16 protein-coding genes are annotated in these 25,886 nt (G+C 53.8%); 5 read left to right on the top strand and 11 right to left on the bottom strand.

The window, feature by feature from the left end; all coding sequences use genetic code 11:
- Positions 1-11 precede the first annotated feature (11 nt).
- The gene (locus tag IEW06_RS07750) at positions 12-1,109 is read right to left on the bottom strand and encodes an acyloxyacyl hydrolase (RefSeq protein ID WP_188547890.1); all 1,098 of its coding nucleotides are present in this window, start codon (positions 1,107-1,109) and stop codon (positions 12-14) included.
- Positions 1,110-1,424: 315 nt separating this feature from the next.
- On the opposite strand from IEW06_RS07750, the gene IEW06_RS07745 reads away from it, so the two are divergent.
- From IEW06_RS07745 to IEW06_RS07730, 4 genes are all read left to right on the top strand, one after another.
- Positions 1,425-2,171, top strand: a complete 747-nt coding sequence (locus tag IEW06_RS07745) for a porin family protein (RefSeq protein WP_187733191.1) — start codon at positions 1,425-1,427, stop codon at positions 2,169-2,171.
- Positions 2,172-2,339: 168 nt separating this feature from the next.
- Positions 2,340-3,011 (top strand): porin family protein, encoded by a 672-nt coding sequence (locus IEW06_RS07740; protein ID WP_188547888.1) that lies wholly within the window; start codon positions 2,340-2,342, stop codon positions 3,009-3,011.
- 168 nt (positions 3,012-3,179) lie between these two features.
- Positions 3,180-3,803, top strand: a complete 624-nt coding sequence (locus tag IEW06_RS07735; RefSeq protein WP_187733194.1) for a porin family protein — start codon at positions 3,180-3,182, stop codon at positions 3,801-3,803.
- A gap of 109 nt (positions 3,804-3,912) precedes the next feature.
- Entirely contained in the window at positions 3,913-4,566 is a 654-nt protein-coding gene (locus tag IEW06_RS07730; RefSeq protein WP_229743069.1) for an outer membrane beta-barrel protein, read from the top strand.
- A 61-nt stretch (positions 4,567-4,627) separates the two neighbouring features.
- Here IEW06_RS07730 and IEW06_RS07725 read toward each other — a convergent pair whose 3' ends face one another.
- From IEW06_RS07725 to IEW06_RS07680, 10 genes are all read right to left on the bottom strand, one after another.
- A complete protein-coding gene (locus IEW06_RS07725; protein ID WP_187733196.1) occupies positions 4,628-5,989 on the bottom strand; it encodes a dipeptidase in 1,362 nt (453 codons plus the stop codon).
- 113 nt (positions 5,990-6,102) lie between these two features.
- Complete coding sequence (locus tag IEW06_RS07720) at positions 6,103-6,891, bottom strand: alpha/beta fold hydrolase (protein ID WP_187733197.1); 789 nt, start codon at positions 6,889-6,891, stop codon at positions 6,103-6,105.
- Positions 6,892-7,161: 270 nt separating this feature from the next.
- On the bottom strand, positions 7,162-7,800 hold the full coding sequence (gene plsY / locus IEW06_RS07715) for a glycerol-3-phosphate 1-O-acyltransferase PlsY (protein WP_187733198.1): 639 nt from the start codon (positions 7,798-7,800) through the stop codon (positions 7,162-7,164).
- Positions 7,801-8,112: 312 nt separating this feature from the next.
- Entirely contained in the window at positions 8,113-13,356 is a 5,244-nt protein-coding gene (locus tag IEW06_RS07710; protein ID WP_188547885.1) for a hypothetical protein, read from the bottom strand.
- Positions 13,357-13,797: 441 nt separating this feature from the next.
- Entirely contained in the window at positions 13,798-14,988 is a 1,191-nt protein-coding gene (locus IEW06_RS07705) for a sialidase/neuraminidase family protein (RefSeq protein ID WP_187733203.1), read from the bottom strand.
- A gap of 98 nt (positions 14,989-15,086) precedes the next feature.
- Positions 15,087-16,718 carry a family 43 glycosylhydrolase gene (locus IEW06_RS07700; protein WP_223284730.1) on the bottom strand — a complete coding sequence of 544 codons (1,632 nt, stop codon included), beginning with the start codon at positions 16,716-16,718 and terminating at the stop codon, positions 15,087-15,089.
- Between the two features lie 100 nt (positions 16,719-16,818).
- Positions 16,819-17,880 (bottom strand): glycoside hydrolase family 43 protein, encoded by a 1,062-nt coding sequence (locus IEW06_RS07695; RefSeq protein WP_188547883.1) that lies wholly within the window; start codon positions 17,878-17,880, stop codon positions 16,819-16,821.
- Positions 17,881-17,943: 63 nt separating this feature from the next.
- A complete protein-coding gene (locus tag IEW06_RS07690) occupies positions 17,944-19,080 on the bottom strand; it encodes a glycoside hydrolase family 43 protein (RefSeq protein WP_187733204.1) in 1,137 nt (378 codons plus the stop codon).
- A 160-nt stretch (positions 19,081-19,240) separates the two neighbouring features.
- The gene (locus IEW06_RS07685) at positions 19,241-20,737 is read right to left on the bottom strand and encodes a RagB/SusD family nutrient uptake outer membrane protein (RefSeq protein ID WP_188547881.1); all 1,497 of its coding nucleotides are present in this window, start codon (positions 20,735-20,737) and stop codon (positions 19,241-19,243) included.
- Between the two features lie 65 nt (positions 20,738-20,802).
- On the bottom strand, positions 20,803-23,928 hold the full coding sequence (locus tag IEW06_RS07680; RefSeq protein WP_188547879.1) for a SusC/RagA family TonB-linked outer membrane protein: 3,126 nt from the start codon (positions 23,926-23,928) through the stop codon (positions 20,803-20,805).
- A 745-nt stretch (positions 23,929-24,673) separates the two neighbouring features.
- On the opposite strand from IEW06_RS07680, the gene galK reads away from it, so the two are divergent.
- Positions 24,674-25,846 (top strand): galactokinase, encoded by a 1,173-nt coding sequence (gene galK / locus IEW06_RS07675; RefSeq protein WP_188547877.1) that lies wholly within the window; start codon positions 24,674-24,676, stop codon positions 25,844-25,846.
- Positions 25,847-25,886 lie beyond the last annotated feature (40 nt).

Here is a 25,886-nt window from a genome sequence, read left to right as displayed (position 1 = left end):
GACGGGGTTGGCTAGAGCTTCATTCCTACCCGCCATTCAATCACGTCGGCGGCGCCGCGGTGCACTTTCAAGTCAATGGAGCCGAAAAGCCGTTCCGTAACATGGTATTTCAAACCGATGCGCTCGTAGTAAAAGCTGTTCGACTTGTAGGGATTATACACATAAACCCCCAGGTGCGTGACCACCGCCATACGCCCAAACAGCAGCTCATGGCCCACGAGCACCCCGGCTTTTTTCACATCAATCAGCGCTTCTCCGTTGCGAACAGTATCGCGCTGCTCGGCCAGCAAGCCACGGTCGTAAAAGCCTTCCACGCCAGCCACCAGGTTGCTTTTGCGATTGATGCGCCGGCCGGCAATCACCGTCAGCGAGTTTACCAGATACTTCTGCCGGCTCGATTCGTTGCGCTGCTTGTAGCCGAGCGTGCCGCTTAGGTTGAGGAAGTTTTGGCCAATATCCTCGGGCACGTAGCCCGGCACCGTAGCCAACGGTCGAAACGGCCGCTGCTGATGATAGTTCAGGCCCACTACCACCGTCGGGATATTGATACCCAGGTTTGGCTTGGTGGTAGCTCCGTTGGAATAATGGTTGAGTCCCACCCCCAGCAATAAGCCCAGATGCTCGGAAATGGCCACATCGTACTCGGCCCGCAACTGCAAAGTCGCGTTCAGGCGCGAGCTGACAATCAGGTTTTTATGATTGGTTTCCTGGTCGAAGCGCACGGGAAAGTAGCCAAGGCCCGTGCCCATGCGCAGGTTCAGCTCGTGGCGGGCGGTGCGCAGAAACGCCTTGTTCAGGTACACGGTGGCGGCGTATGACTTGCCCAGCACCGGATTGCGGTAGTCGTAGTAAGTCAGGGCCACGCCCACTTTCGGATAGCGATACCACGCGTGCCAGGGGGCATTTCCGGTGGTCTGGCGCTGCCAGTTCAACTCAAAACCCGTTGGGTGCGCCTGCACCAGATGCGCTACCCGCGGCGTATGGGCAATAATAAAGCCCCCTTGCACATACGCTCCCAGCACCAGCGGCCCACGGGGCGCACCAGCGGCATCTGTACCCTGAGCTTGTACCGACTGGCCACTTAAGCCCAGTCCAACGAAAGCAGCCAAAACCAAACTGCCCCAATTCAATCGACCAAAAATAACCATAGAGCAGCGTGTCGCGACTCAAAATTAGCAAAACCCAGGGCATCACGCCCCGGAAACAAGGTGGTTCTGAAATGACCACTAAGCTACTGACCTCATTGTACTTGTCGGAAACAGGGGCGTTCGAAATAGGTTTGTGCCACTGCTGCCTCAACATTAATTACTACCTGAGCCGCAACTTTTATACTCGTTTTTACGGTATGAGGGCCTGACATTCGTTTGTCTTGCTGGCATTAATACCAGATTTACAATGTTTTACAAATCCTTTTTATCATTTTTATGAAAAAGTTTGCAGTACTGGCTCTAGGCCTTCTGACGGCTTCCGTCGCCCAAGCTCAGGACCCGGGCGGATTTCGCATTGGCTTAAAAGCCGGTGCCACTTACTCGAACATCAGCGGCAGCGACGTGGATCAAATCACGGGCGCAGGCTACAGCACCGATTTTGGCGATTATAAGTTGGGTTACAATGCTGGCGTGGCTCTTAGTGTTCCAATTAGCTCCGACGGCTTCTTTTCCTTTGCTCCTGAGCTGCTTTATAACCGCAAAGGCTATGAGGTAAGCTCTACCCTGACCGGTGCGCAGGTGGGCAACACCAACATCGACAAGGTTGACTACGAGCAGCAGCGCGTTCTGCACTACTTGGATGTGCCGCTGTTAGCCAAAATCAACGCTGGGGGGCTTTTCTTTGAACTGGGGCCGCAGGTGAGCTACCTTTTCGGCTCTAAAAACAAGAGCGAGCTGACCACCAAATTCGTGAACGGTCAGACGGAAAAGTCGGAAGACAACTCGGATTTTGACGATTATATCGGCTTTGGTAACGGTGATGCCGACAAGTCTGATCTGGCACAGTTCGACATTAGTGGTGTGGCTGGCATCGGTTATATGACCGAAGGCGGAATTAGCCTGGGTCTGCGTTATGCTCGCGGCTTCAACTCCCTCATCGACACCAAGGACATCGACAACGAGCCAAAAGCATTCAACAATGCTTTCACCTTACAGTTGGGCTACTTGATTCCGACGAAATAGGTAGTTGCAGTTCAGCTTCTTAGAACGGGTTGCCATACCTTGGCAACCCGTTTTTTTGTGCTGTTTAAAATTTAAATAATACTGTTTTCGTTGATTTCTGGCGACCCTGGCACACTTTTCGTCTGTGGTTGAGCTATGCAATTTATCTAACCAAACTTCTTTTGCGCCATGAAAAAAACTGCATTTGTACTTGCCACTCTGCTCTCGGCTGCGGCCTTCGCTTCTTCCGATGCACATGCTCAGGGCATCCGCTTTGGCATCAAGGGCGGCGCTAACTACTCCAACCTCTCCGGCGACCTGACCAACGAAGACATATACGAGAATAAGTTTGGCGCTCACGGTGGCGTTATGCTGAATATCGGCCTTGTAGACGACGGCTTCCTTTCCGTGCAGCCTGAGGTGTTGTTTTCCCAGAAAGGATACAAATACGCCGATGACCAGTTCACCTTCCTGGGCCAGAGCTATACCTACAAAGGCACCCAGACCTATAATTACATTGATGTGCCGTTGCTGCTTAAAATCAACACGGGGGGCGTTTTCTTCGAGGGTGGTCCGCAGTATAGCTATCTATTGAAGGTGAAAGACGAGTCGGAGCGCACGACCAACAGCACGGTATTCAGCAAGGTGCAGAGCGAGCAGAACCTGGACGAAGTAAACCGCAACGAGATTGGCTACGCGGCCGGCCTGGGCTATCAAAGCGACGCGGGCTTGCTCATCGGCCTGCGCTACAACGGCTCCTTCACCGATTTTGCCAAAGCTGGCTACCGCGACGACGAACTGCGCAACGCCCGCAACCAAGTGTTTCAGGTGTCGCTGGGCTACCTAATTCCGAGCCGCTAGCGTTATCTATAAAGCCTTCATACAGAACACCCAACCGACCTAGTTGGGTGTTTTTTTTATTATTTATTAGCCTATTTTAATATTTGGCATAATTATGAAGCACAACTATTATAACCATGCTTTCAACTGTATAAAGCGTGTCAACCATCTTATTTTTATTCTTAACCAATGAAAAAGGTTTTTCTTTCTCTCCTACTTACTGCGGGTGTTGCTTCTTTCAGCCAGGCGCAAGGCGTAAAACTGGGCATTAGAGCCGGTGTCAACCTTGCCAACAATGCTGGCAATGGCGTAGAGAATTTCGAAAAAGCACAAGATGTTGAATTTAAATCTCTGATAGCCCCTCATGGTGGCATTACGCTTAATGCCCCTTTAAGCAGTGATGGCTTCTTTTCCTTGCAGCCTGAGTTGCTTTATTCGCAGAAGGGATATCGCGTAGATGAAGATAATATTAAGTATACATCGCGCACTCACTACGTCGATTTACCAGTGCTTGCACGTATTAATGCTGATGGGTTAATTTTTGAGGCCGGTCCGCAGTTTGGCTATTTAGTAGGAAAAAAAGATAAACAAGAGGTTGCTCGTGTAACCAGTGAATATGATAATATTGACGACTACAACCGATTTGACATTGGTTATGTGGCCGGTGTTGGCTACCAGTTTTCTTCCGGTCCTAGCGTGACTGTACGCTACAATGGTGGTCTCTCTTCTATTCTAAAAGATGTGCCAGACGAAAGGAAGACGCGCAACACAGTAATCCAATTTTCATTAGGCTACGTTTTCGGCGGCAACTAGAGAGTAGTTTTTAAAGCCAAAAAGGCTGTTTCTCAGATGCGAGAAACAGCCTTTTTCTGTTTTACAAGCTTACGAGAAAAGCTTCAGCATCTGTAGCTACTTTTGACCGATGACTTCGTTAGTAGTCTTTCGCTCCCGGCATTTTATGATAAAGGCACTTTTAGGCTTCCTCCTGCTGCTATTCGCCAGCACCACCAGCTACGCGCAGCTTGTGCGCCTGCGGCCCGGCATTAAGGTGGGGGGCAATTTGAGCAGCGGCGTCGGCCGGGATGTAGAGGACAGCAAGTTTCGGGTGGGCTACCACGGCGGCGCCACGCTGAATCTGAGCGTTGGCGAGCGGTTTTCGTTACAGACGGAAGGGCTTTACACCATCAAAGGCGACAAGTCGCTGGCCTACGGACCCAACATTCTGGCGGAGCTGCACTACCTGGATGGCTTGGCGCTGTTGCGCTACACTGTCACCGACATTTTCTTTGAAGCCGGCCCACAGATGGGGCGCCTGCTGTCGGTGAAGAGCAACTTGGAAAGCGTAACGGAGTTCAGCGTGGAGGAAGGTCCCTTTCGCCAGACAGAGTATGGATATGCCGTTGGCTTTGGCTACCAGGATCCGGGAGGCCTGAGCGCGGGCTGGCGCTACCTGGGCGGCCTAAGCAATATCTTTAAGGCCGTACAGTTTTCCGAGGATGAGACGCAGCAGCTACAAGCCCGAAACGGAGCGTTGCAGTTTTACGTCGCTTACCGCTTCTTTAATAAGAATAAATAACGCAAAAAAGCCCCCCAGCACCGGTGCTGGGGGGCTTTTTTGCTATATGAAGAGGCAATTATTACTTGCTGGCTGCCGCGTAGTTGCGGTAGAAGTGCGGAATGGTTTCGATGCCCTTCAGGAAGTTGAACACGCCAAAATGCTCATTGGGTGAGTGAATGGCATCGGAATCCAGGCCGAAGCCGAGCAGCACCGTATCCAGCCCTAGCTCCGACTTGAACATGGCCACAATGGGAATGGAGCCGCCGCCGCGCGTGGGCACCGGCTTTTTACCATAAGTGGTTTCAATAGCTTTGGCCGCCGCCTGGTATGCCACCGAATCGGTGGGCGTAACCACGGGCTCGCCGCCGTGGTGGGGCGTTACCTTCACCGTAACGCCCTGGGGGGCGATTTTTTCAAAATGCTGCTGAAACTTCTGCGTGATTTCGGCCGAGGTCTGGTGGGGTACCAGGCGCATCGAGATTTTGGCGTAGGCCTTGGAGGCAATGACCGTTTTGGCGCCCTCGCCGGTGTAGCCACCCCAGATACCGTTCACGTCCAGCGTGGGTCGGATGCTGGTGCGCTCGATGGTGCTGTAGCCTTTCTCGCCGTGAATATCCTTTAGGCCGATGCTTTTTTTGAACTCCTCGTCGGAGTGCGGGGCTTTGGCCATTTCGGCCCGCTCCTCGGCGCTTAGCTCGTCCACGTTATCGTAGAAGCCGGCTACCGTAATGTGGTTGTTCTCGTCGTGCAGGCTGGCAATCATCTTGCAGAGCACATTGATGGGGTTGGGCACCGCGCCGCCGTAGATACCGGAGTGCAGGTCGCGGTTGGGGCCGGTCACTTCTACCTCGTGGTAGCTCAGGCCGCGCAAGCCCACCTCGATGCTGGGCACGTCGTTGGAGAGCATGCCGGTATCCGAAATCAGAATGACATCGGCCTTCAGCTTCTCCTTGTTGGCTTTCACAAAGATGCTGAGGTTGCTGGAGCCTACTTCCTCCTCGCCCTCAATCATAAACTTGACATTGCAGGGCACGCCACCGTCCTGGCTCATCATCTCGAAGGCCTTCACGTGCATATACACTTGGCCTTTATCGTCGCAGGCGCCGCGCGCGTAGATCTTCTCGTCCTTAATGACCGGCTCAAATGGCGGCGATGTCCACAGCTCATACGGGTCGGCGGGCTGCACATCGTAGTGACCGTACACAAGCACAGTGGGCAAACTAGGGTCAATGATTTTGTCGCCGTACACGATAGGGTAGCCGGCGGTCTGGCAAAGCTCCACGTTTTCTACACCAGCTTCCTCTAGGCGGGCTTTGAGAAAGTCGGCGGCTTTTAGCACATCGCCCTGAAACTTGGGGTCAGCGGAAACGGACGGAATACGGAGCCAATCGAGCAGCTCGGACAGAAAGCGCTCCTTGTTTTGGTCGAGGTAAGTAGGCATGGGGCGGTAAGGTTAGTTGGGACTACGAAGGTAGCAGGGCACACGGTACGCGCTCTGCCCCAAACGATATAAGTTGTAATTACCAACAAATAGCGTCGCTGTTCAACCTTCCCTTATTCCTTTCTTCCACCCTGGCCCTCACGGTAGGCTTGCGCAATCGTCTCAACGACTAGCTCCGGCCGGTCGCTCATAATATAGTGCCCACTGCCCGCGGCTTTTATCAACCGTCTGTTGGGTGCCGCAGCCACGAACTGCTCATGCACCTGGGCCCACTCGGCCCGTTCTGCTTCGCTATTGCCGTAAGGAGTTTCTGCTAGCACGTCAACAACTGGAACTGAGGCTGGAAAGGGGCTTTTGGCCATCTCCAGCTTATCCTCCATAGCATTTTCGAGCATCCAGTACTTGCCCTGGTCTTCCTGCTTGAACTTTGCCTTTAATGCCGCATACTCCGTTTGAAAGCTGCTCACCCGCGCGTCGGTATAAAAGGCGACATGCGCGGCATCCAGCAGCACAACATGCTTCACTTGCTTAGGGTATTGAGCAGCAAATAACGTAGAAAAATACCCCCCAAATGAGTGACCTACCAACACGTATCTGTCGTCAACTCCTAGCTTGGCAAGACCTGATTTCAAGTCCGCGACTTGCGCATGTAAGCTCATCCGATCAGCATTTAGCTCGCTCTTGCCAAACCCGGCGCGGTCGTAGGTAATTACCGTAGCTCCTGTGGCGCGGTACACGGGCTCTACTATCTTTTTCCAGGTGGATAAGTCATCACCGCCCCCCGCTTCAAACAGAATAGCTGGCGCCTTGCCTGGCCAAACATTGAAGTGCAATCGGTGTCCGCCCACATCAACAAGCGTATCCTGAACGGCAGGTAGCGTTTGCTTTTGCGCCGCAACCACGTCTTGGGGAACGATAGCGCTTGGAGAGCAACTTGCTAGTCCAAGAAATGATGTCAGAAGTAGTACCCGCATGAAGCAGTTGTCGAATGTGAGCTGAGCAGAAATTGACTGAGTACGTTTTGCTCATGGACACTGCGCTATATCGGGAAGGTTACAGAAGCCCGACAGTTATTTTAGTAAAGTCTGCTCTGCTCCGCTACAAGCTTTTTCTAATCAACGAGAAATATACTATTGACAAAAATGACGGCTTAGTGCCTATAGTCACGCCCTTTACTTCCGCCCAAACAGCGGCACGCGGCTCTCCGTCCCGGCCCGCAGGCGGCCGATATTAGCTCGGTGAGTGTAAATCAACAAACCAGCCAGCACGAAGCCGAATACCAGCAGCAGCGAGTTATCAGGCCGAAACGGGGGCAGTAGCTGCAAGAGCGCAAAGGCTACGCCGGCGGCCATCGAGGAGAGCGACACGTAGCGGGAAAGCAGCAGCACGGCCAGAAAAATTAGGATACACACGCCCACGGTCGCGGGCGCAATAGCCAGCATCATACCCAGCACAGTGGCTACGCCTTTGCCACCCCGGAAGCCCGCATAAATGGGATAAATGTGGCCTACCACGGCCAGTACGCCGCAGGCCAGCTGGAAATATAATAAGTTACCAGCCTGAATAGCTCCTTGGTTCAGCATCACCATAGCCAGCGACGTGGCGGCCCAGCCCTTGAATACATCAATGGCCATCACCACCGAGCCGGGGCGCTTGCCCAGCACCCGAAAGGTGTTGGTAGCCCCCGAATTGCCACTACCATGCTCCCGGATATCGAGCCCGAAAAACCACTTTCCCACCCACAGAGCCGTGGGGATGGAGCCGATAAGGTAAGCGGCCACCAAGAGGCCAAGCACGATAGGAATGTTCATAGGGTGGAAAGGCAGCAGGTGCGGAGTTGCTCAAAGATAGAAGTTGACTCCGCCTTATACGCACACAGTAGCATTCGCTCTCATATCTTCTGTCATCCTGACGAAGGAAGGACCTTATCGCAGTTGAACAAGGTATTTCAACGTGATAAGGTCCTTCCTTCGTCAGGATGACAGAAGATATGTGTATGATGGCAACGACCGCACGTAAGATGTTTCCTTCGTCTGCATGACCGCCTCTATATAATGATCAACTCACAAAAAAGCCCCCCAGAAAGTTTCTGGGGGGCTTTTTTGTATAGAGGCTTTTACTTTTTAGGAGTCGCCGAAGGGGTCTTCCTCGGCAGCTTTTTTCTTCTTCTTTTTTTCTTTTTTGGGCTCTTCCACCGGCGCATCGGCGGGTGGCGCGGCTTGATCTACAGCTTCGTTCTTCTTTTTCTTTTTGCGGCTAGGCTCTTCTACCGGAGCGTCAGCGGCGGGCGTGGTGCCTTCGTCCACTACGGCGTCCTGCTTCTTCTTTTTCTTCTTTTTGCCAGTATCCCCCATGTTGTCGAATGTGCTCGTGTCGTCGTTGCCACTTACAATGGGGGCCGCTTTGCGCTTTTTGAGGTCTTCGCCCAAGTAGTCTTTGCGGAAATGGTCGAGGAAGAGCTGCACTTCCTGGTCGTCGCCGAGATAGAACCCGTACTGCGTGGCCGTGTTATAATCGCCCTTGGCTTTGAGACTGATAATCTCATCGAAGGAGCCGTGCTGGGCCTTGACCAGCACCACGTTGTTGGTGTACTTGATGTAGTACCACGTGCGGGGCTCGGCCTCTAGGTAGATTTCGACCGCGTCGCCGGTGCTCTCACGCTTGATTTCGATGTAGCCATCAATCAGCGCATTCAGGTCCTTTTTGCCTACGCTAGCCAGGCCAATTTTGCCCACCGAGTACCAGGCCTTTTTCTTCTCCGACCACTCCAGATTTACCTTGCTCAGCACCAGGGTATGCAGCAATTTAGAAGACAACTTTTGCAGGGGCACATAGCTGCCTTTGCGGGCCGCGTAGCTTTGAACTGCCTTGCTACCAATAAACTCACCCAGCTTATACAGCTCATTCTGCGAGCCATCTAGCGCCTCGGGAGCCCCTTTGATGCTGCCGGCTATATCGGCGGCCATAGCCTCAATGGCTTTTTCGGGCATGTTAATGTCGAACGCCATGAAGGTGTCCAGCTCGTAGCGGTTACTGTCGGGCTTGGCTTTGCCTACGCCTGCCGCGGTCAGCGAGTAGTCTTTGTTGGAGGCAATCAGCTCCATCTTGCCCCGGAAGTTCATTACTCCTGTTGCATCATCCAGTTTCAGAACCTGACCTTCATAGATGTTAATGTCATCGGCATCATGACGGGCAATAGTAAAGTTGCGCTTTTTGGCGTCGAAGCGCATGGTGCCGTCTACCCTGAAGACGTTCAGGTCGGTTACGTCGGGCTTCACAGCCGCGAAGAGCGGGTATAATTTGGCCGTGCTACCCGACATAAACAGACCCGTAAGCATCGGTGAGCCATCTTCCGAAGTCAGATCCTGAAGCTTGATGCGCATGTCTTTGGGGTCGATGCTGTCCTGAACGGCAAACCAGCCGCTGGCCGAAGGCTGGGAGCTGAAGTCGAGGCGGGCCTGCCCATCGAAGATGAACCCTTTACGCTGGGAGTTCAGGCGCACATTGCCCCGATAAGGAACCCGCGGCGCGAGCTTGAATTTATCAGCGGCCTGAATATTGGCCACCGCCACCGTGGGCGGCGCCAAGGGGCTCATAATGTTTTCTTTTTTGCCCCCCAGTAAGCCTTTGCCGCCACCCTTGCCGACATTAGCCAAGCTCCCTTTCACCGCCACCGAATCGACGGCGAAGTTGGCAAACTTGATGGCAAAGGAGTCGGCCGTAGCGTTCTGGTAGCTGTACAGTGCATTGCCTGTGAAGGACGTACGCGACTTAATTTCTATCTGGCCCTTATACAACTCGTGGAATTTGCTCAGCGTATCCATCACGATACCAGCGTTCTGGAAGGATCGCATCTGGCCGCTGCCCAGCACATACACTTTACTGCTGTCGGGCGTGATCCAGGCGTCGGCGGCAGCAATGTAGGGCACACCACCGGCTACCAAGCGGTAGCGGCTCAGGTCGTACTGCCCCGTAGTGCCTCTGAATTTCAGCCCTTTCTGCTCTTCTTTGGTAGAGAAGAAATAAGCCTTGGTAGAGTCGGCGCCGGGGGCCACGCGCATCTGCACGAATTTCTTCTTGAAGTCCCAGCGGCCACCACTCAACGTGGTTTTAAAGTCAGAATACGGCAGGTCGATGCTGGCCTTGCTGCCTTCTTCGCGGGTGAAGTTGGCGTAGCCCTGCTTGATATCGTAATCGAAAGCTACTTCGTTGGCGGTCAGGGCGGGCTTGTTGGCTTCCGATGATTTGATGCTGAGCGTCGATTTTTTACCCTTATAGCTGGTAGGCAAGAAGGTAAACTGCTGCGAGCGAATAAATGACTGCGGCCCGTCTAACCCACCGTTGCCATAAAGCCCCCCAGGAGTTAAAACGGTTGTGCCCTTGAAGCCATATTCACCGGCGTAGAACTTCATGGCCATGCCGTCGCGTGGGGTACTGATATACATGGAGTCGGCTTTCACCACCCACTTCATCTCGTAGCCCGGCAGCAGCGCTACGTTGGCGTAATTCACGCCATTGAGTGGCCCCTGCGCAATATTTCCCGACTTACCGGAGGTCACGACGGAGTCCTGATAAAAGATAAACTGCTCGCTTTGGAGCTTGCCCACGAGGTAAGTCAGTTCGCCGTTGCCCTGAATACCGCGGTTGCTCATCTGCACCTTGTTGTACAGACGACCTTTGCCCCCGTACACCGGCAGGCCTTCCTTGGGAGCATTGTAGTTGAAGCCCAGCGAACCGTCTTCCTGAAGACTCAGCTTGGTTTTGATAGGCGGCAAAATGCCCCCCGACATGAACGTACCCTTGAACCCGACGGCCGAACGATTTTTGTTATTGAGCGAGTCAAGGCGGAAAGGCGGAATATCGAAGTACACGGCTGTATCGTAGGCGCCGCCCAGTACTTCGGGCTTGTTGAAGAACACGTAAGCACCGGTGGAAGCGTCGAAGGAAGGATACGCGCCCAGCCGCTTGCGGCCCGACTTGTTCTTGGGGTCGTTGATGTAGAGCTTACCCGACGAGCTTTTCTTCTTGTTGGTCAGGGCAAAGTCGGTGTCTTTGCGCGTCTTCATCACCGAGCCTTTCGAGTTTTTGCCCTTCACGATGATGGAGTCAATCTTCACCAGATCAATGAAGAAGCCGTCGTAGTCGAACTTAAACTCTTTGCCTTTGAAGATAAAGGCCGAAGCCACCACCGTACCGTTGAACAGCACACCACGGTTCTTCTGGATGCGAATCGTGCTGCTGTCGGGCTTCACATACACCGTTATTGAGTCGTCGGAGAAGTTGAAGCGGTCCACGCCGCGCACAATCAGATCGTTGCTGTTCAGGTCAAGCGTCGCGTTCTTCCCGCCCGGCGACAACGATTTAATAGCGATGTGGTCATAGTCTTTTTTACCTCGTGAGGAGCGCACATAGTGAGTGGCTTTGGGCAGCAGGGTCACCTCGTCGGTGCTGGCATTCCAGGCCACGTAGCCGTCGCGGGCGAGGCCGGATACGGCAGAGCGCACGTTGGCTTCCTTCACTTTCAAATCGGCGGCCATCTGCGCAACCGTGAAGGTTTTGGCATCGCCGTGCGTCTGGCTGTAGCCCACCACCATTTGCAGCGGGTGCAGCTTATTAATGGCCTTGATTTGCTGGTAGCGCGTATTGGTGTAAAACTCTTTCGACTCGAAGCTGGCCGTGACCTGATTTTTGGCAGTCAGCATCGAGAAGTCGATCAGCGGCGTGCGAATGGGCCAGGTAAGCAGCTCCGTCGCAATTTCCATCTGATGATAAGAGTCGTAGTAGGGCGTAGTTTTATATAAGCCATCCTCCCGATTCAGCTGCAATACCTGACCGCGCTTGCTGTACTTGAGCTTCACGCCAGGGTGCGTCAGAGAGTCGGCTTTATCCTGATAAATAGTAACGCCGGCACGGGCCGCCGTAATGATAGAGTCGCCCAGCACATAGGCCCGCGACGTGGCCGCAAACTTGGTTTTGCCATCAGCCTCCACTGTAATGCGCGACAAGCTACCGTCGAGCGATGCGCTGAGCATCTTGCTACCAGCCAAGGAAAAGCCCCCCACGTAGCGAATGTTGTCGCCGAGGTTTTTTACCCGAGCGTCATTGGTCAGAGAGATAAAGCGCGGGTAGCCCGAGTCGGTGGCGCCGGGCTTTTTCTTGACGCTTTTGTAAGAAAAAGCCCCCTCAACAGGTGCTTCAAGCACCGCCGGGTATGTCAGGGTAACGGGCTCGGCGGTGAACTCGGCTTTGGCAATATCAAAGTCGTAGCTGGTCATGTCAGCCGTGACCGGATTGTTGTTGATGGTCCAGGCCATTTGCCCGCCCTGCCCCACAAAGCTGCTTCGGCCGGGCACCACAATACCGCTGGTTTTGCGCAGCACAATGCTGTCGCCGGGAGTGGCCATCAGCAGGTCGGCGTCTTTTATAATAAGCACCGGGCCGCGGGTGGGCGGTGCCATGTACGTATCGTAGCTGCTGTTGTCAACGAAAACGGGCTCCGGAGCAGGTTCGGGCGCTTTTACAGGCGTAGCAGCTTTTGCCGGCGTTTTGGCAGCGGTTTTGGCGGGAGCTTTCGCTGGCGCTTTCTTCTTGGGCGTGCCCCAGCCATCGTCGTTGCCCCAGCCATTGTCGCTGCCCGAGTCCCAGAGGTCGGCGGTGTCCCAGCCATCATTGCTTTTCTTCTTCGCTGGCTTTGGCTTAGCAGCCGGCTTGGCGGCAGGCGTAGTAGGCAGCGGCTCCGTTTTGGCTACGGGCACGGGTGTGGGCGCCACCAGCTTGGGCCGGGGTGGAGCAGGAAGCGGGTTGTCGTTTTCGTTGTAGGCGAAGGTAAAATTGCCCCCCACTACCCGCAGATTATTGTAGCGCGAGCGATAGAGCGTTTTGGTGTTCAAAAACTGCGCGGTGTTGGTCAGAAACTTCTCGGTCGTCAGTAGATCCTCTTTCTCCACCGCTTTGGCTATTACGCCAAGCAGCTCCGTCATCTGCTGATCGGAGAGATTCTGATTGGCGCCCGCCAGCACCGCGTTGAACAAGGATTCAAAGTGTGGCCGAGGCCGGTATTTCTTTTCCAGCATCTGCTGGGAAACGGCTACAATGGTTCCCTGCTGCGTGGCCGTGAGCTTATTGCTGGCCCAAAGCTGCTGCAAGCTGGCTGCGGAGGCTTTGGCCGCCGCATTGTTGGTGCTGGCCATCATGGCCTGCACATCCAGAATATACTGAGCTGGCTCCTGCGAAAGCTTGCCCTTCGGTCGAGGCGCCGCCACAGCGCCGGCCGCAACCGGTGGCTTGGGCTTGGCTTGTTGTGCCCACACAGGCACGCTTCCCCCCATTATCAGCAAACAAAACCAACCAAAGACAATATGCTTCATACTCACGCCGTCAGGACCATAATAAGACAGCTACAATTTCGCAAAAACCACGCAGATTTTTGCAGTGAGGCCCTGAAAACCGCGTATTCGCAAGATTTGTGGCTTTTTATATAAGATAGTACCTAGTGAATACACTATAAATGAAATTATCAATTGCTATCTAATCTTATCAAAATACAAAAATTGATAGCACTAACGAATCCGTTCCTTTGCTGCTTAACATTGAAAAGCAGGAAGTACGTGGTGAAGAGGCGCACCAAAAAAGCCCCCCAGACTTATCGCTGGGGGGCTTTTTGCAACTTATATTTACCTTACCGAATACAGCGAAATAAGCTTTGCGCTTCACCGCCCGTTACTTCGCTAAGTCCCTCACAAAGACAAAATTAAAATATACCCAAGTATAGCCCCAACAACGCGCGACGTACAGGAAGCGCCACGTATTTACTTTGACTTTCGCGCTTTCTTGTTTGGGGAGCCTTTTTGAAAAGTAGAAGTGCTCACTGGCGCTGTGCTATAGAAGGCCCGACAGCCATTTTCGGTCATGCGGAGGGCTACTTCCAGTACCGTCAGGCCATCGGCGGAGGGCAACAGCTGGGAGCTGTAGTTGGGGCAAGGATTGTCTTTGGCATCGGGTACAGGAACGGGCGCAGGCACTTCAGTCCAGGGACCGATGCCGTTGTTCGTATTTACCATATACACTTTGCCATTGTCGGGGGCTATGGTGTTGTCGGCGTTGTTGAGCAACATCTGCCCGATAACCAGTAGCTGACCATCTTTCTTACCCGGTACCGGGGCCCAGGCCAGGGTGGGTGCGTGCTCAAAGTGGTGCCCCGCCGTCGATTCTACGCGTGTGCCCTCATGGGCTGGGTCGCCCCAGGTGACGCCGTCCGGCGAAGTGCGAATGTAGGTATCGCAGCCAGTGCCGCAAATTTCGTAGGTCATCACGAAGCTGCCGTTGGGCAGTTGCTTTACCAAAGGCATTCCGGGGCGTCTTTTGCCGTCGTTCATGCCTACGTCCAGCACTTCTTCGCCCCAGGTCAGGCCACCATCCAGCGAGACTTTGTGCGCCAGCATCTGATTGTAGCCATTGGCTTTGCGCTCTTCGCTTGAGTAGTACACCACCAATCGGCCTTGCTTGTCCACGCCAAACTCCGGCTCCCACAACCCAATAAACCCGCTGACTGGGGTTGAGAAATAGCTCCAGGTGCGGCCTTGGTCGAGGCTACGGTAAATGCGAATAGAGCACGGGCCGCGTCCACCTTTATCCGTACCTACCGAGGTTGACCAGAATAGCGTGCCCGCCGCCGTGTTGCCGAGCTGGCGCGGCACCTCATACAAGCCACTGCAACAGTTACCGGGCGGCGTGGTCTCGGTTACTTCCGCTACCGCCTGCCAAGTTTGCCCATTATCCGGGCTTTCGTAGATGTTGCCGGTTCTGCCCGAATCAAAGCTGGCCAGCAGCCGACCATTGGCCGCGCCGCTGTGCTGTAGCCGAATGACACGCGGGTAATACGTAGGCCGGTTCAGCGGCACCATGTTCTGGGCCGACGCCCACCCGCTAGCCAAGGTCAAAAGAAGCAGTATTCCCGCTAACGAGCTGCGGCTTTTGAAGCGAAAAAAGGATTGAGTCATAGCAAATAGCGCTTGGGGGGCAAATTCTGTTCACATCCACTAGCTACATGCAAGAGCTTACCCGCTAAGATTAGCAAAGTAAGCACTTGCTGCTTCTGCTATTGATTGTCCAGCGTAAACCGATCAAAAGCGACCGTAGCCGAGTTTGAGCCTTGGGCCAGGACGCCCACGCGCACACCCAAATCCCAGGGTGGCAGAAAGCTGCCATCAATGGCGTCGCCGCTGGCGGGCACGTTTTGCCAGGTCTGGCCACCATCTGGACTGTAGGCAAACCGGTATTTGGTGCCGCCCTCAGCTTGCACCCGCAACGTCAGATTCTTACCCTTGGGCATGGCTGTTTCACCTAGGTTTTCGCGCTTGCCTTTCTTCAGTTGCCACAGCCGGAGCTTGCCGCCGCCAGCTGTAAGAGCCAAGGTGTTCTCCACATTCCCGATGGTCGTGAGGCCGGCCTGTACGCCAGCGGGCAAAGTCGTGGGGTCGAATTGGGTGGTGGCGGTGTAGTTGGTGGTATAGGTCGTTTGGCCAAGCATAGCTCCCGCGGCTTCAGAGCGGGCCGTAAGCTGCAATTTGCCATCCTTCACTCCTACTTTCGGCTTAGCAGTAATAGGCCATTGCCAAGCTAAGCCGAGCGCGGTTCCGTCGAACTCGTCGGTTACGTCATATTGCTCAAGGTTCGCCGTTTGCGCGGCTGGGGTGCTGCCGCCCGTAAACTCGGGCCACCCATCTGCATTCCAGGTAAATTCACTCAGTACACCCTGGCGGCCCACATTCTGGAATCCCTCCCTATCGTAGGCATGGTGCAGAAAGTACCACCGATTGTCGTGCTGTACCACTGTACCATGGCCGGGGCATTTCCAGGTTTCGTTGGGGGCCAAAATGGGGTTTTTCTCGTATTTCTCCCACGGTCCGAGCAAGCTTTTGGCGCGGGCTACGCCCGTAGCGTACGTGCAGCCACTGCCACAGCAGCCATTGGCGGCATAAAAAGCATAGAAGTAATCATTGTGACGCACCATAGCCACGCCTTCTACCAGGTTTCCTTCCCAGGGTGCCGTATTGCGAAACAGCTCGGTTTTCTCACCAGTCAGGGCCGTGCGCTCTTCATTTAGGCGCTGGGCCCAGATGGGAGTTGGCTCCTTTACACTGTTGCCATCTTCTTTCCAGATAAGATACAGCTGGCCTTTCTCATCGCGCATCGGAAAGCCATCGATGGAGCCAGCAGGCTGTCCTACCAGGAAGCCATGGTCGCGGTAAGGGCCTTCGGGACGGTCGGCGCTGGCTACACCCACGGCCAGGTTACCGCCCTTCTTATGGGCGGAGTAGTACACGTAGGTTTTGCCATTGTCCTGATTGATTTCGGGGGCCCAAAAATAGTAGTCGGCCCAGCTGGGGGGCAATTCTGGGAACACGTGCCCGACAATCTTCCAATCGGTAAGGTTGTCGGATTTAAGCAATGGAAAGACAGGGCCCCAGTTCGACGAAGTAGCCGTGGCCCAATACGTAGAGCCCACTTTCGCTACGGAGGGGTCGGGAAAGTCGCCGGGAAGCACCGGGTTAGGAATAGGCGGAGCCGCAGGCGCTACGGGAGTTGCGGGCTCGGGTGTAACTACCGTAGTAGGGTTTTCGGCAGGTTGCGTAGTGGTAGCCGGCGGCTGACAACCAATCAGTACACTGACGCCCAGCGCTGCTAGCCAGCCAGTTTTTTGGGAGAATGAGGAGAGCAAATTATTCACGGAAGAAAGATTGGGTTGTGGAAGAAGAGCGAGTAGTAGGGAGGAGTATGTAGGGAGCAAACGCTACTAAAAAATCTGTATTCAGAGCCAAGGAAGCTTATTATTCACCACTGGGCCTTGGCAGTTTGCTGCCGGTTGGTACTGGCTGGCCAAAGTTGGGCGTGCCATCGGCATTCCAGCTGAACTTCTGCATGCGCGTGCTCCGCGCATCGCCACAGCCCTGCCCGGTCGCCACGTTGGCATGGTAAATCAGCCAGTCCTCCTTCCCGTCCGGCGACTGGAAAAAGCCATTGTGGCCGGGTCCGAAAGCGTTGCCGGTGGGGTTTTTAACAAAGACTGGCGTTGGGGTTTTGGTCCACGATTTGGGGTCCAATGGATCAGCAGTTTGAGAGGCCGATAATAGGCCCAGGGCGTAGTCGTCGGTTGAGCAATGGCTGGCTGAGTACACGATAAATGTTTTGTTGCCGTGCTTCAGCACTTCGGGGCCTTCGTTCACGTCCGGTTCGCCCTTTTTTTCCCACTCGTACTCAGGGCTGGAAAGCTCGACACGCGGCCCCGTCAGCGTCCAGGGATTGCTCATCTTGGAAATGTAGAGGCGCTGCACACCATCGGCCGTTTCCCGGTGGCCTGACCACAGGAAATAGCGCTGCCCATTCTGCTCCATTACCGTCCCGTCGATGGCCCAGAAGTCCTCCGTCGGATTTGCAATTCGGCCTTTGTCAACCCAAGTGCCGGTAGTGGGGTCAGGCGAGGAGTTTTCCAATACAAACACACGGTGTCCATTGCAGCAGAATGGATCGGCGCTAAAATAGACGTACCATTTGCCGTCGAAAAAATAAATCTCCGGGGCCCAAATGTCGCGGTACGTGTTGCCTGGCGGAGGCGTCCAGATAACCTTAGCCGGCGCTTTGCTCAGCTCCGACATTTTCGCGGTTTTGCGCAACGATAAATTTCCCCCCGTGGTGCTCATGAAGTAGTAGAAGCCGTCTTTTTGGTACACCCAAGGGTCAGGGGCAGAAGCCAACAACGGGGTTGAATACGTTGTTTCGTCTACCACCAAGGGCGGTGGCGCAACGGTGGAATTCTCTGATTTTTTACACCCTCCCAGGCTTACGATCAGGGAGAGGGTGAGCAGCTTACGCAAGACGGGTTTTAGTAGCATCGACAAGAATAGAGAAAGGGGAATAGGGCAGAATACATGAAATTGGTGAGCAACACGATCCTGTTATTTAGCCGCTGGCGTAGTGCTTATAACAGGCGCAGGCACAGGGCTTGCCGAGGGCGTACCATTGGCGTCCACACGCGGCCAGCCATCCTGGTATTCCAGCCGGTCTAGGAGCATTACCCGCCCACCAGAGCCCGCCTGACCACTAGTGGCAGTTTTTTGCGTGTTTATGGCATGATAGGCAATCCAATCGTGGCCAGCGGCATCGGTAATTACGGAGTTGTGGCCCGGCGCCAGCCATTGATCATTGCGTACGAGAATAGCGCTATTGGGGCGACCAGTGGCTTCAGCCATCTTTTGGAAGGGACCAGTAGCGCTCCGCGAGCGAGCCACCAGCACGGCATAGTGGGCCTTGGGTCCGCAGCAGTTGTCGCCGGAGTAAAACAGGTAGTACCACCCATCGCGGAGCACCACCCAAGCTCCTTCTACCAGCTTCTCGTAATTGTCCGCGGTCCTAGAAGTATCAGCTTTAACTAAATCAATAACAGTACTGCCCGGCGCGAAAGTGGTACGATTGGGGGCCAATTCTCGCACTTTAATCGGACCAAACCCGGAGCCCCAGTAGAGCAAGCGCTTCCCAGTAGCGGGGTCGTCAAAACTCATGGGGTCAATGTTGACAAACCCCGGCCCACACTGCATCGGCTGACCACTATCAATGAAAGGACCAGCCGGAGACGTAGCTGTAGCCACTGCCAGACACAAACCATTAACTTCCTTACCTTTCACCGGATACTTGCGCATGTTGGGCTCGGCCGAATAATAGAGGTAGTAGCGGCCATCGTGAAAGCTTACATGCGGAGCCCAGAAGTTTTGGGTGGTATCAGCCCAGGCAGGCTTTTGGGGCAGCGCGTCGCCCAGATGCTCCCACATAACCAAGTCGCGGGAGCGGGCCACTTGTATGTTGAGCACTTTGCCCTTTCGCTCCGTTTGCGTGCCGTAGGCATAGTAGTAGCCATCAGTAGCTTTGATAACGGTTGGGTCGGGAAAGTCTTCGTTGAGAACAGGATTAGAAAACGAAGAAATGCCCCCCAGTACTGGTGCGGTAGCTACATCTGGTACCGTTGTGCTGCGCTGACATCCAACGAAGCCAATACAGAGGACGAATACCGCTAAAAAGCGACTGTACAGCAAGTGCATAAGTAGGATGTAAAGTGAGGAATGCGTCTGGGGGCTTTTTACAGGTCAGTCCTCGGCAGCAAAAAAATTCCGGGCCAGAGCAGAGGTGACTGGTAGTCACACACTGTCCCGGCCCGGAACGGAAATAACTAGCGGCTAGTCGCCCGCGGCCAGCAATAGCTTACCAACCTGGGTTTTGCTTGATGTTCTTATCAATATCGAGGTCGGTGCGGGGCAGGGGCAGCAAAGCCGACTTGCCGGGCACGAAGTTGAGGAAGTCCTGGTCGCGCGTCTTGATCTGATCAACACCGGCTTGATTATCAAGCAATCCCGAGCGAGTCAGATCGAAGAACCGGACGCCCTCTCCAGCAAGCTCGGTCGCGCGCTCATGCAGAATCTGCGTTTTCATCTGCGCCTGGCTGAAGCTGCCTGTTAGTGGCACTATCCCCGACCGGGTGCGCACCTGATTAATCAGCGGAATGGCAGCAGCAGTTTGCCCCAGGTTATTGAGCGCTTCGGCCTGCATCAGCAGAATGTCGGCATAGCGGATTACGCGAATATTGATACCTGAGTGGTAGTCCTCAAATGTCCGGGTGCGGTCATTCTGGTATTTGCGCCAGAACAACTCATTCGGGTCATTATAGCCGCGCTGCGCATAGGTCCGTCCATAAATAGGCATCGACGAGTTAAACACCGTAATGTCGCGGCGAGGATCTACACCGCCCGTCGTGGTTTTATCCGTAAACTCTTCAAACACCCAGCGCCGGGGCTGGCCATCGCTCCAGCCAATACCACGGGGGCCAAAAAACTGTGCCCGGTTGTTACCTTCCGAACCGCCGGGAGCATCTTGCGCATCTCCTTGCAAGGCATCAGAGAACTGCACCTCAAAGACAGATTCGCTATTGTTTTCGGTGCCCATCGTGAAGTTGTCCAGATAGTTATCGGCAAGCCGGTACTTGCCTGAGCTAATCACTTTCGTGAATTGAGCGGAAGCTTCAGCCCACTTGCGTTGCTGCATCAGTGTCTTACCCATCAGCGCCTGCGCGGCTCCCTTGGTAGCGCGCCCGATATCAGCGCCCGTGTAATCAGTTGGCAAACCAGCTTCGGCAATGGCTAAGTCAGCCAGCACCTGCGCGTAGTTTGATTCTATGGTTCCTTGCGGCGCACGCGAAGTAGCCGTCGAAACTTCCAGAATCATCGGCACATTGCCATACAAGGATGTCAGGTTGAAGTAGTATAAAGCACGCAGGAAGTGTGCTTCAGCCATCAGCCGCGTCTTCAGCCCGGCATCTATCGTTGTGATGGTGGGCAAGTTGGCAATGATCTGGTTGCAGCGGTACACGCCCCGATAGTGGTCAGTCCACATTACCTCGGAGGGCTCGAAATTGTAATCGAGCTGCAGAAACCGGGTGAAGTTGGCGAGGTCCGTCCAGGGGCTGGCGCTATACCCTTCATCCGAGCGCAAATCCGTCGCGAACCAATACCAGCGGCTATAGGTGCCTGGCAACTGCAAGGTTCCGTAGGCCGATGTAACTGCCTTGACCGCATCGTCCTGTGTTTTCCAGAAGTCCTGCGTTGAAGGCTGATTCGGATTTACCTTTTCCAGCAGATCTTTTTCGCAGCTGCTCAGCGATAAAATGCCGGCCAGCGCTGCTACAGTAAACTTATTTATTTTCATGATTACAGGGTGGTAATAGGTTCAAGATCAGCGTCTAAGAACAAGCGCCGATCAACCGAAATAGTTTAGAAACCAAGCTGAATTCCGCCCGTGAAGGTGCGTAGGTTGGGGAAAGAGCTAAAGTCTACACCCCGCTCGAAGAAGTTGCCATTCACAATCTCTGGGTCTGGACCACTGTAATCCGTGAATGTCAGCACGTTTTGGCCCGTCACGTAGATGCGCACATTGCTGACTCCCTTCACCTTACCCGTCAGTGACTCAGGAATAGTGTAGCCGATAGAGATGTTTTTCAGGCGCAGGTAAGAGCCATCTTCCAAGAAGCGTGAGCTGCCCCGGGCATTGGAAGCAGCAGCTTCGCGCAGGTTGGCCGTAGTGCCACCACCCTGCAAGGCACGAGGCGTCGTGCTGGACGGAGCATCTGGACGCCAGGGCGTGAAGTCGGCGCGGAAGTTGGCAGGATCGTCGGTGCGGTCCATGGTAGCGCGGGCTACGTTAAACAATTCGTTGCCGCCAGAGCCCTGAAACAGTAGGGAAAAGTCAATTCCTTTAAAGCCAGCGTTAGCACCTAAGCCGTACTGTATTTTCGGGATAGAGGTATCGTAGAAAATACGGTCTGAGTCGTTGATTTGGCCGTCACCGTTCGTATCGCGGTAGCGTGCGTCGCCAGGAGCAGCATAAGGCTGAATAACACGGCCATCAGCATTTACGTGTCTGGTTACTTCCTCCTGCGTCTGGAATACGCCATCAAAGGGAATCAGGAAGAAAGCACCTACCGGATGACCAACTTCTGTCCGAGTTACGCCGCTAGGAATGCTCTGTCCTTCCTGAGAAAGACGCAACACTTCATTTTTAACAGTAGTCAGGTTGCCCGTAACACCATACGTGAAGGCGCTGCGATTGTCCTGATAACCGAGTTGTAGCTCAAAGCCTTTATTCTCGATATCACCAATGTTCACAAAAGGACGCGTACCGGCATTACCCAAATAAATGGGAAGAAGCGGGTTTACAAGCGCGTCCTCCGTGCGGGAAGTGTAGTAGTCAGCCGACATAGTGAGGCGATCTTCGAAAAGCCCCAGGTCTATGCCGTAGTTGGTAGTAAAGCGCGATTCCCACTTGATGCCTTGGCTGGGAATGGTCGTCTGGATGGAGCCAACGGTTATGACGTTACCATTGAATACATAGTTAGCATTCTGATTAATAACGCCTTGGTAGCGGTATTCACCAATGGCATCATTACCGTTCACGCCATAGCTGACACGGGCTTTCAGGTTGCTGATGTAAGGGGCCGATTCCTTCAGGAAATCTTCCTCGCTGATGCGCCAGCCCAGGGAAGCAGCACCAAAGTTACCATAGCGGTTGTCGGGGTCGAAGCGGGAGGAGCCGTCGCGACGGAAGCTACCCGTAACCAAGTAGCGGTTCTTATAATCGTAAACGGCCTGCGTGAAATAGGAACGCTTGGAGTACTCAGAATCTGTTCCGGTAACCTCTGGGCTGGTAGTACCCGCACTGAGCACAAAGTTGTAGCTCGGGCCCGTACCGTATCCGCGGTTTAAGCCCCGCGAGAAGGTGTTTTTGCCTCTTTGCTCCGAGTAGCCCAGAATTACATTGATGCCATGATCTCCGAACTGCTTGTTGAAATCCAGAATGTTTTCCACAATCAGAAAGGAGTTATCCCCGCGCTGCTCCTGATACGTGGACTGGTACTCATTCTGGGGCTGGTTCTGGGTGATGCGGCCGTATTTGCGAGAGTTGCGGTCAACGTAGTCCAGCGTTTCTACCCCCAGATTCAACTTATAAGACAGAAAGTCGAAGAAGGCGTACTCGGCATTGACGCTGCCTTGCAAACGGTTGTTGTACTGCGACTCATCGCGGATGAGCTGAGAAGCAACGGGGTTTGTACCGAAGGTATTTGCCGCTGGGCTGCCATAACCAAAGCCGCTACCAGTGCTCTCCGTAGGATCATACACCGGAATGGTAGGCAGCAGACGGATAGCATCCTGGAAGGGAGCCCCACTTGGCAAGTCGGTGAGGGCGTGGGCAAGTTGCAAGGATTCGCTCAGCTTGAAGCGCCCGGCAGTCAGGCCTGAGTTAAGGCGGAGCGTGTAGCGCTCAAAGTCGGTTCCGATAAGGGCGCCTTTCTGCTTAAAATAGCCCCCCGAGATCAGGAAGTTGGTGCTAAAGTTCTCACCCGTAGAGCCGCCCGAGAAGTTGAGGTTATAGTCTTGTACGGTGCCGGTGCGCAGAATTTCATCCTGCCAGTCAGTGTCGGCAAAATTCTCTGGATTTTGGGCGGAAGCAAGCGGCGTCAGGCCGGCGTTTTGGTAGGCTTCACGGCTGAGAGCTGCCCACTCACTGGCATTTGTCAAATCCCAGCGGTCTACTGCATTCTGTACGCCAGCGTAGGCATTGAAGCCAATGGTTGGCTTACCCGCTTTACCCTTCTTGGTGGTAATAATTACCACGCCATTTGCCCCCTGAGAGCCATAAATGGATGTTGAGGACGCATCCTTCAGTACCGTCAACGATTCAATATCCGATGGATTTAAATCACGGATGTTGTTCGTCCACAGGCCATCTACTACAAACAGTGGAGCACTACCGCCATTCAGGGTGCCAATACCCCGGATATTAAAGATAGGAGCTTGGCCTGGGGTACCACTATTCGAAATCTGAACGCCGGTGGTGCGGCCCTGAATCGCTTCCGTAATAGTGGCTACTGGCGCGCGCTTAGCTGCGGCCACATCCACAGGACTAACGGCGCTGGTCAGGTTCTGGCGGTTTTGGGTCGTGTAGCCCAGCACAACCACTTCCGATAGGGCTTGAGCATCAGGGGCCAGCGGCACATCGATAGTAGTACGGCCACCTACGGCAATTTCCCGGGGCGTGTAGCCCACGTAGGAAACTACTAATGTGGCATTGTCCGGCACGGTGATGCTGTAACGTCCGTCAACATCAGTGCTGGTGCCGTTGGAAGTGCCTTTTACTACTACGTTCACACCGGGCAGGCCCTCCCCTTTTTCATCCGTTACACGACCAATTACAGTTACGTCAGGGGCTTGTATTACCACAGCTAAAGGCAGTGCCGCGCGCACGCCAGCAGCTGCGCTAGCCTCAGCAGCTACGGTAAGCGGCAGGTAGCAGATAAGCGCTGGAACAGCTAGCCAACGCAGCTTGGGTACAGTCTTTTTCATAGGGAAAGGATAGGATGGGAAAGGTGTTAGTTCAAGAAAGAAGAATGAAAGCACATATGCATGGAGAGCAAATCTTAGGTAATGGCGCAAACGTTTGCGGACTCATTGCTAAAAAAATCAGCTAACCAGGAAGCATTGATCTTCGGGGTAAACTGAAACGGTGGTGGTACTAGTCAGAAAAATTTCAGCAAGAATGCGCTCAAGCGGGCATTATGACTCTTAATTTACTGATTAGGTGGTGTAAGGATAACAGGAAATTCAACTAATGTCAAGACATGCCATGCAAATTATCTTGGCTGAACAATTCATACATAAAACAATCGTCAGGAAATCCTGCATTATATCAAGTCGCATCCAGTGTATTTTAGTGGGCGGATTGATGTATAAGTTTAGAAGGAATTTTATGTAGTAAAGCCCATAACTCAGCAGCTCAAACACTTAATTCAATAGCAGCTGTAATTACGATTTTGACCATGATCATTTTATTTAATAACTTCATTTTCAACTCATTACATCAGCTTTAGATCGTTGTCAAACTGAGTCAATTACTTGAATTACAGGCTAGCCTATCACTTACCCGCGAGTATTCATTCGTATCAATTTTCTTACTCCAAGCCAATAGTAATGATCTACACCTATTAGTGACTAATAGGCGCAATCGTTTGCGTTTTACAACCGGGTTTCTCACCTTTAGCCTTACTGTTGCCCCGCTCCTGTTTTTGTTTCATTTTAGCTGTATGCCTTTATGTCGTCTCAATCTATAACTACTGCCTTCCAAAACCACTTCGGGTATGCCCCGCTTTTGGTGCGAGCTCCAGGTCGGGTAAATCTGATTGGTGAGCACACTGATTATAATGGTGGCTTTGTACTGCCCGCCGCAGTAGATAAAGAGATTCACTTTGCGGTGGGACTAAACGGTAGTGATACGGCCCGCCTAGTGGCACAAGACCTGAATGAGACCCACGATTTTTCTTTGACCGAAGAGGTAAAGCCTGGCAAAACGCAGTGGGCAAATTACCTGAAAGGCGTGGTGGCGCAGATGCAAAGGAAAGGCCTCGCCGTGCCGGGCTTCGACTGCGTGTTTGGGGGCAATATTCCGCTGGGGGCAGGCATGTCGTCGTCGGCAGCGATAGAGTGCGGGCTGGCGTTTGCGTTGAACAAGCTGCTGGGGGGCAAATTTGATCGTCTGGAGCTGGCCCACATGGGGCAGGCAGCCGAGCACGAGTTTGCTGGGGTAAAGAGCGGCCTGATGGATCAGTTTGCCAGTCTGTTTGGGCGCGCCGGTCACGTAGTACGCCTCGATTGCCGCTCACTCGACTACGAATACTTCCCCTTCGATACCACCACGTATCGTCTGATTCTGTGCAACTCGGGCGTAAAGCACGCCCTAGCTAGCTCCGAGTATAATACCCGTCGGCAGGAATGCGAGCAGGGCGTGGCGTTGATCAAGCAATACTACCCTACGGTGCACAGTCTGCGCGATATTACGCTCACCCAACTTAAAGAGCATCAGACCGAACTAGGCGATGTGCTGTATCGTCGCTGCTCCTACGTGGTAGAGGAAAACCTACGGGTAGAGGCAGCCTGTCTGCACCTTCTGGGGGGCAATTTTCAGGCCTTCGGGCAGGAAATGTATGGTTCCCACGCCGGACTGCGCGATAAGTACGAGGTGAGCTGCCGGGAGCTGGATGTACTAGTGGAGCTTGCCCGGCCGCTTCCGGGCGTATTGGGTGCCCGGATGATGGGCGGCGGCTTTGGTGGCTGCACCATTAACCTAGTGGAAACCGACAAAGTAGATGCCTTTGTAGAAAGCATGACAGCCGGCTACCAGCGGGAGCTGAATCTGACGCTTGAAACCTATCGGGCTACTATCGTGAGCGGCGTGGAGGTGGTGGAAAGCGTAGAAGCAGGCAGGTAGAACTGTTCTGCTCATTTATTAACAATCAACCGCTACTTGC

The sequence above is a fragment of the Hymenobacter qilianensis genome, assembly GCF_014638675.1.
Lineage (GTDB): Bacteria > Bacteroidota > Bacteroidia > Cytophagales > Hymenobacteraceae > Hymenobacter > Hymenobacter qilianensis.
The sequence above is the reverse complement of the archived record's forward strand: the minus strand, read 5'-3'. Positions and strand labels throughout refer to the sequence as shown.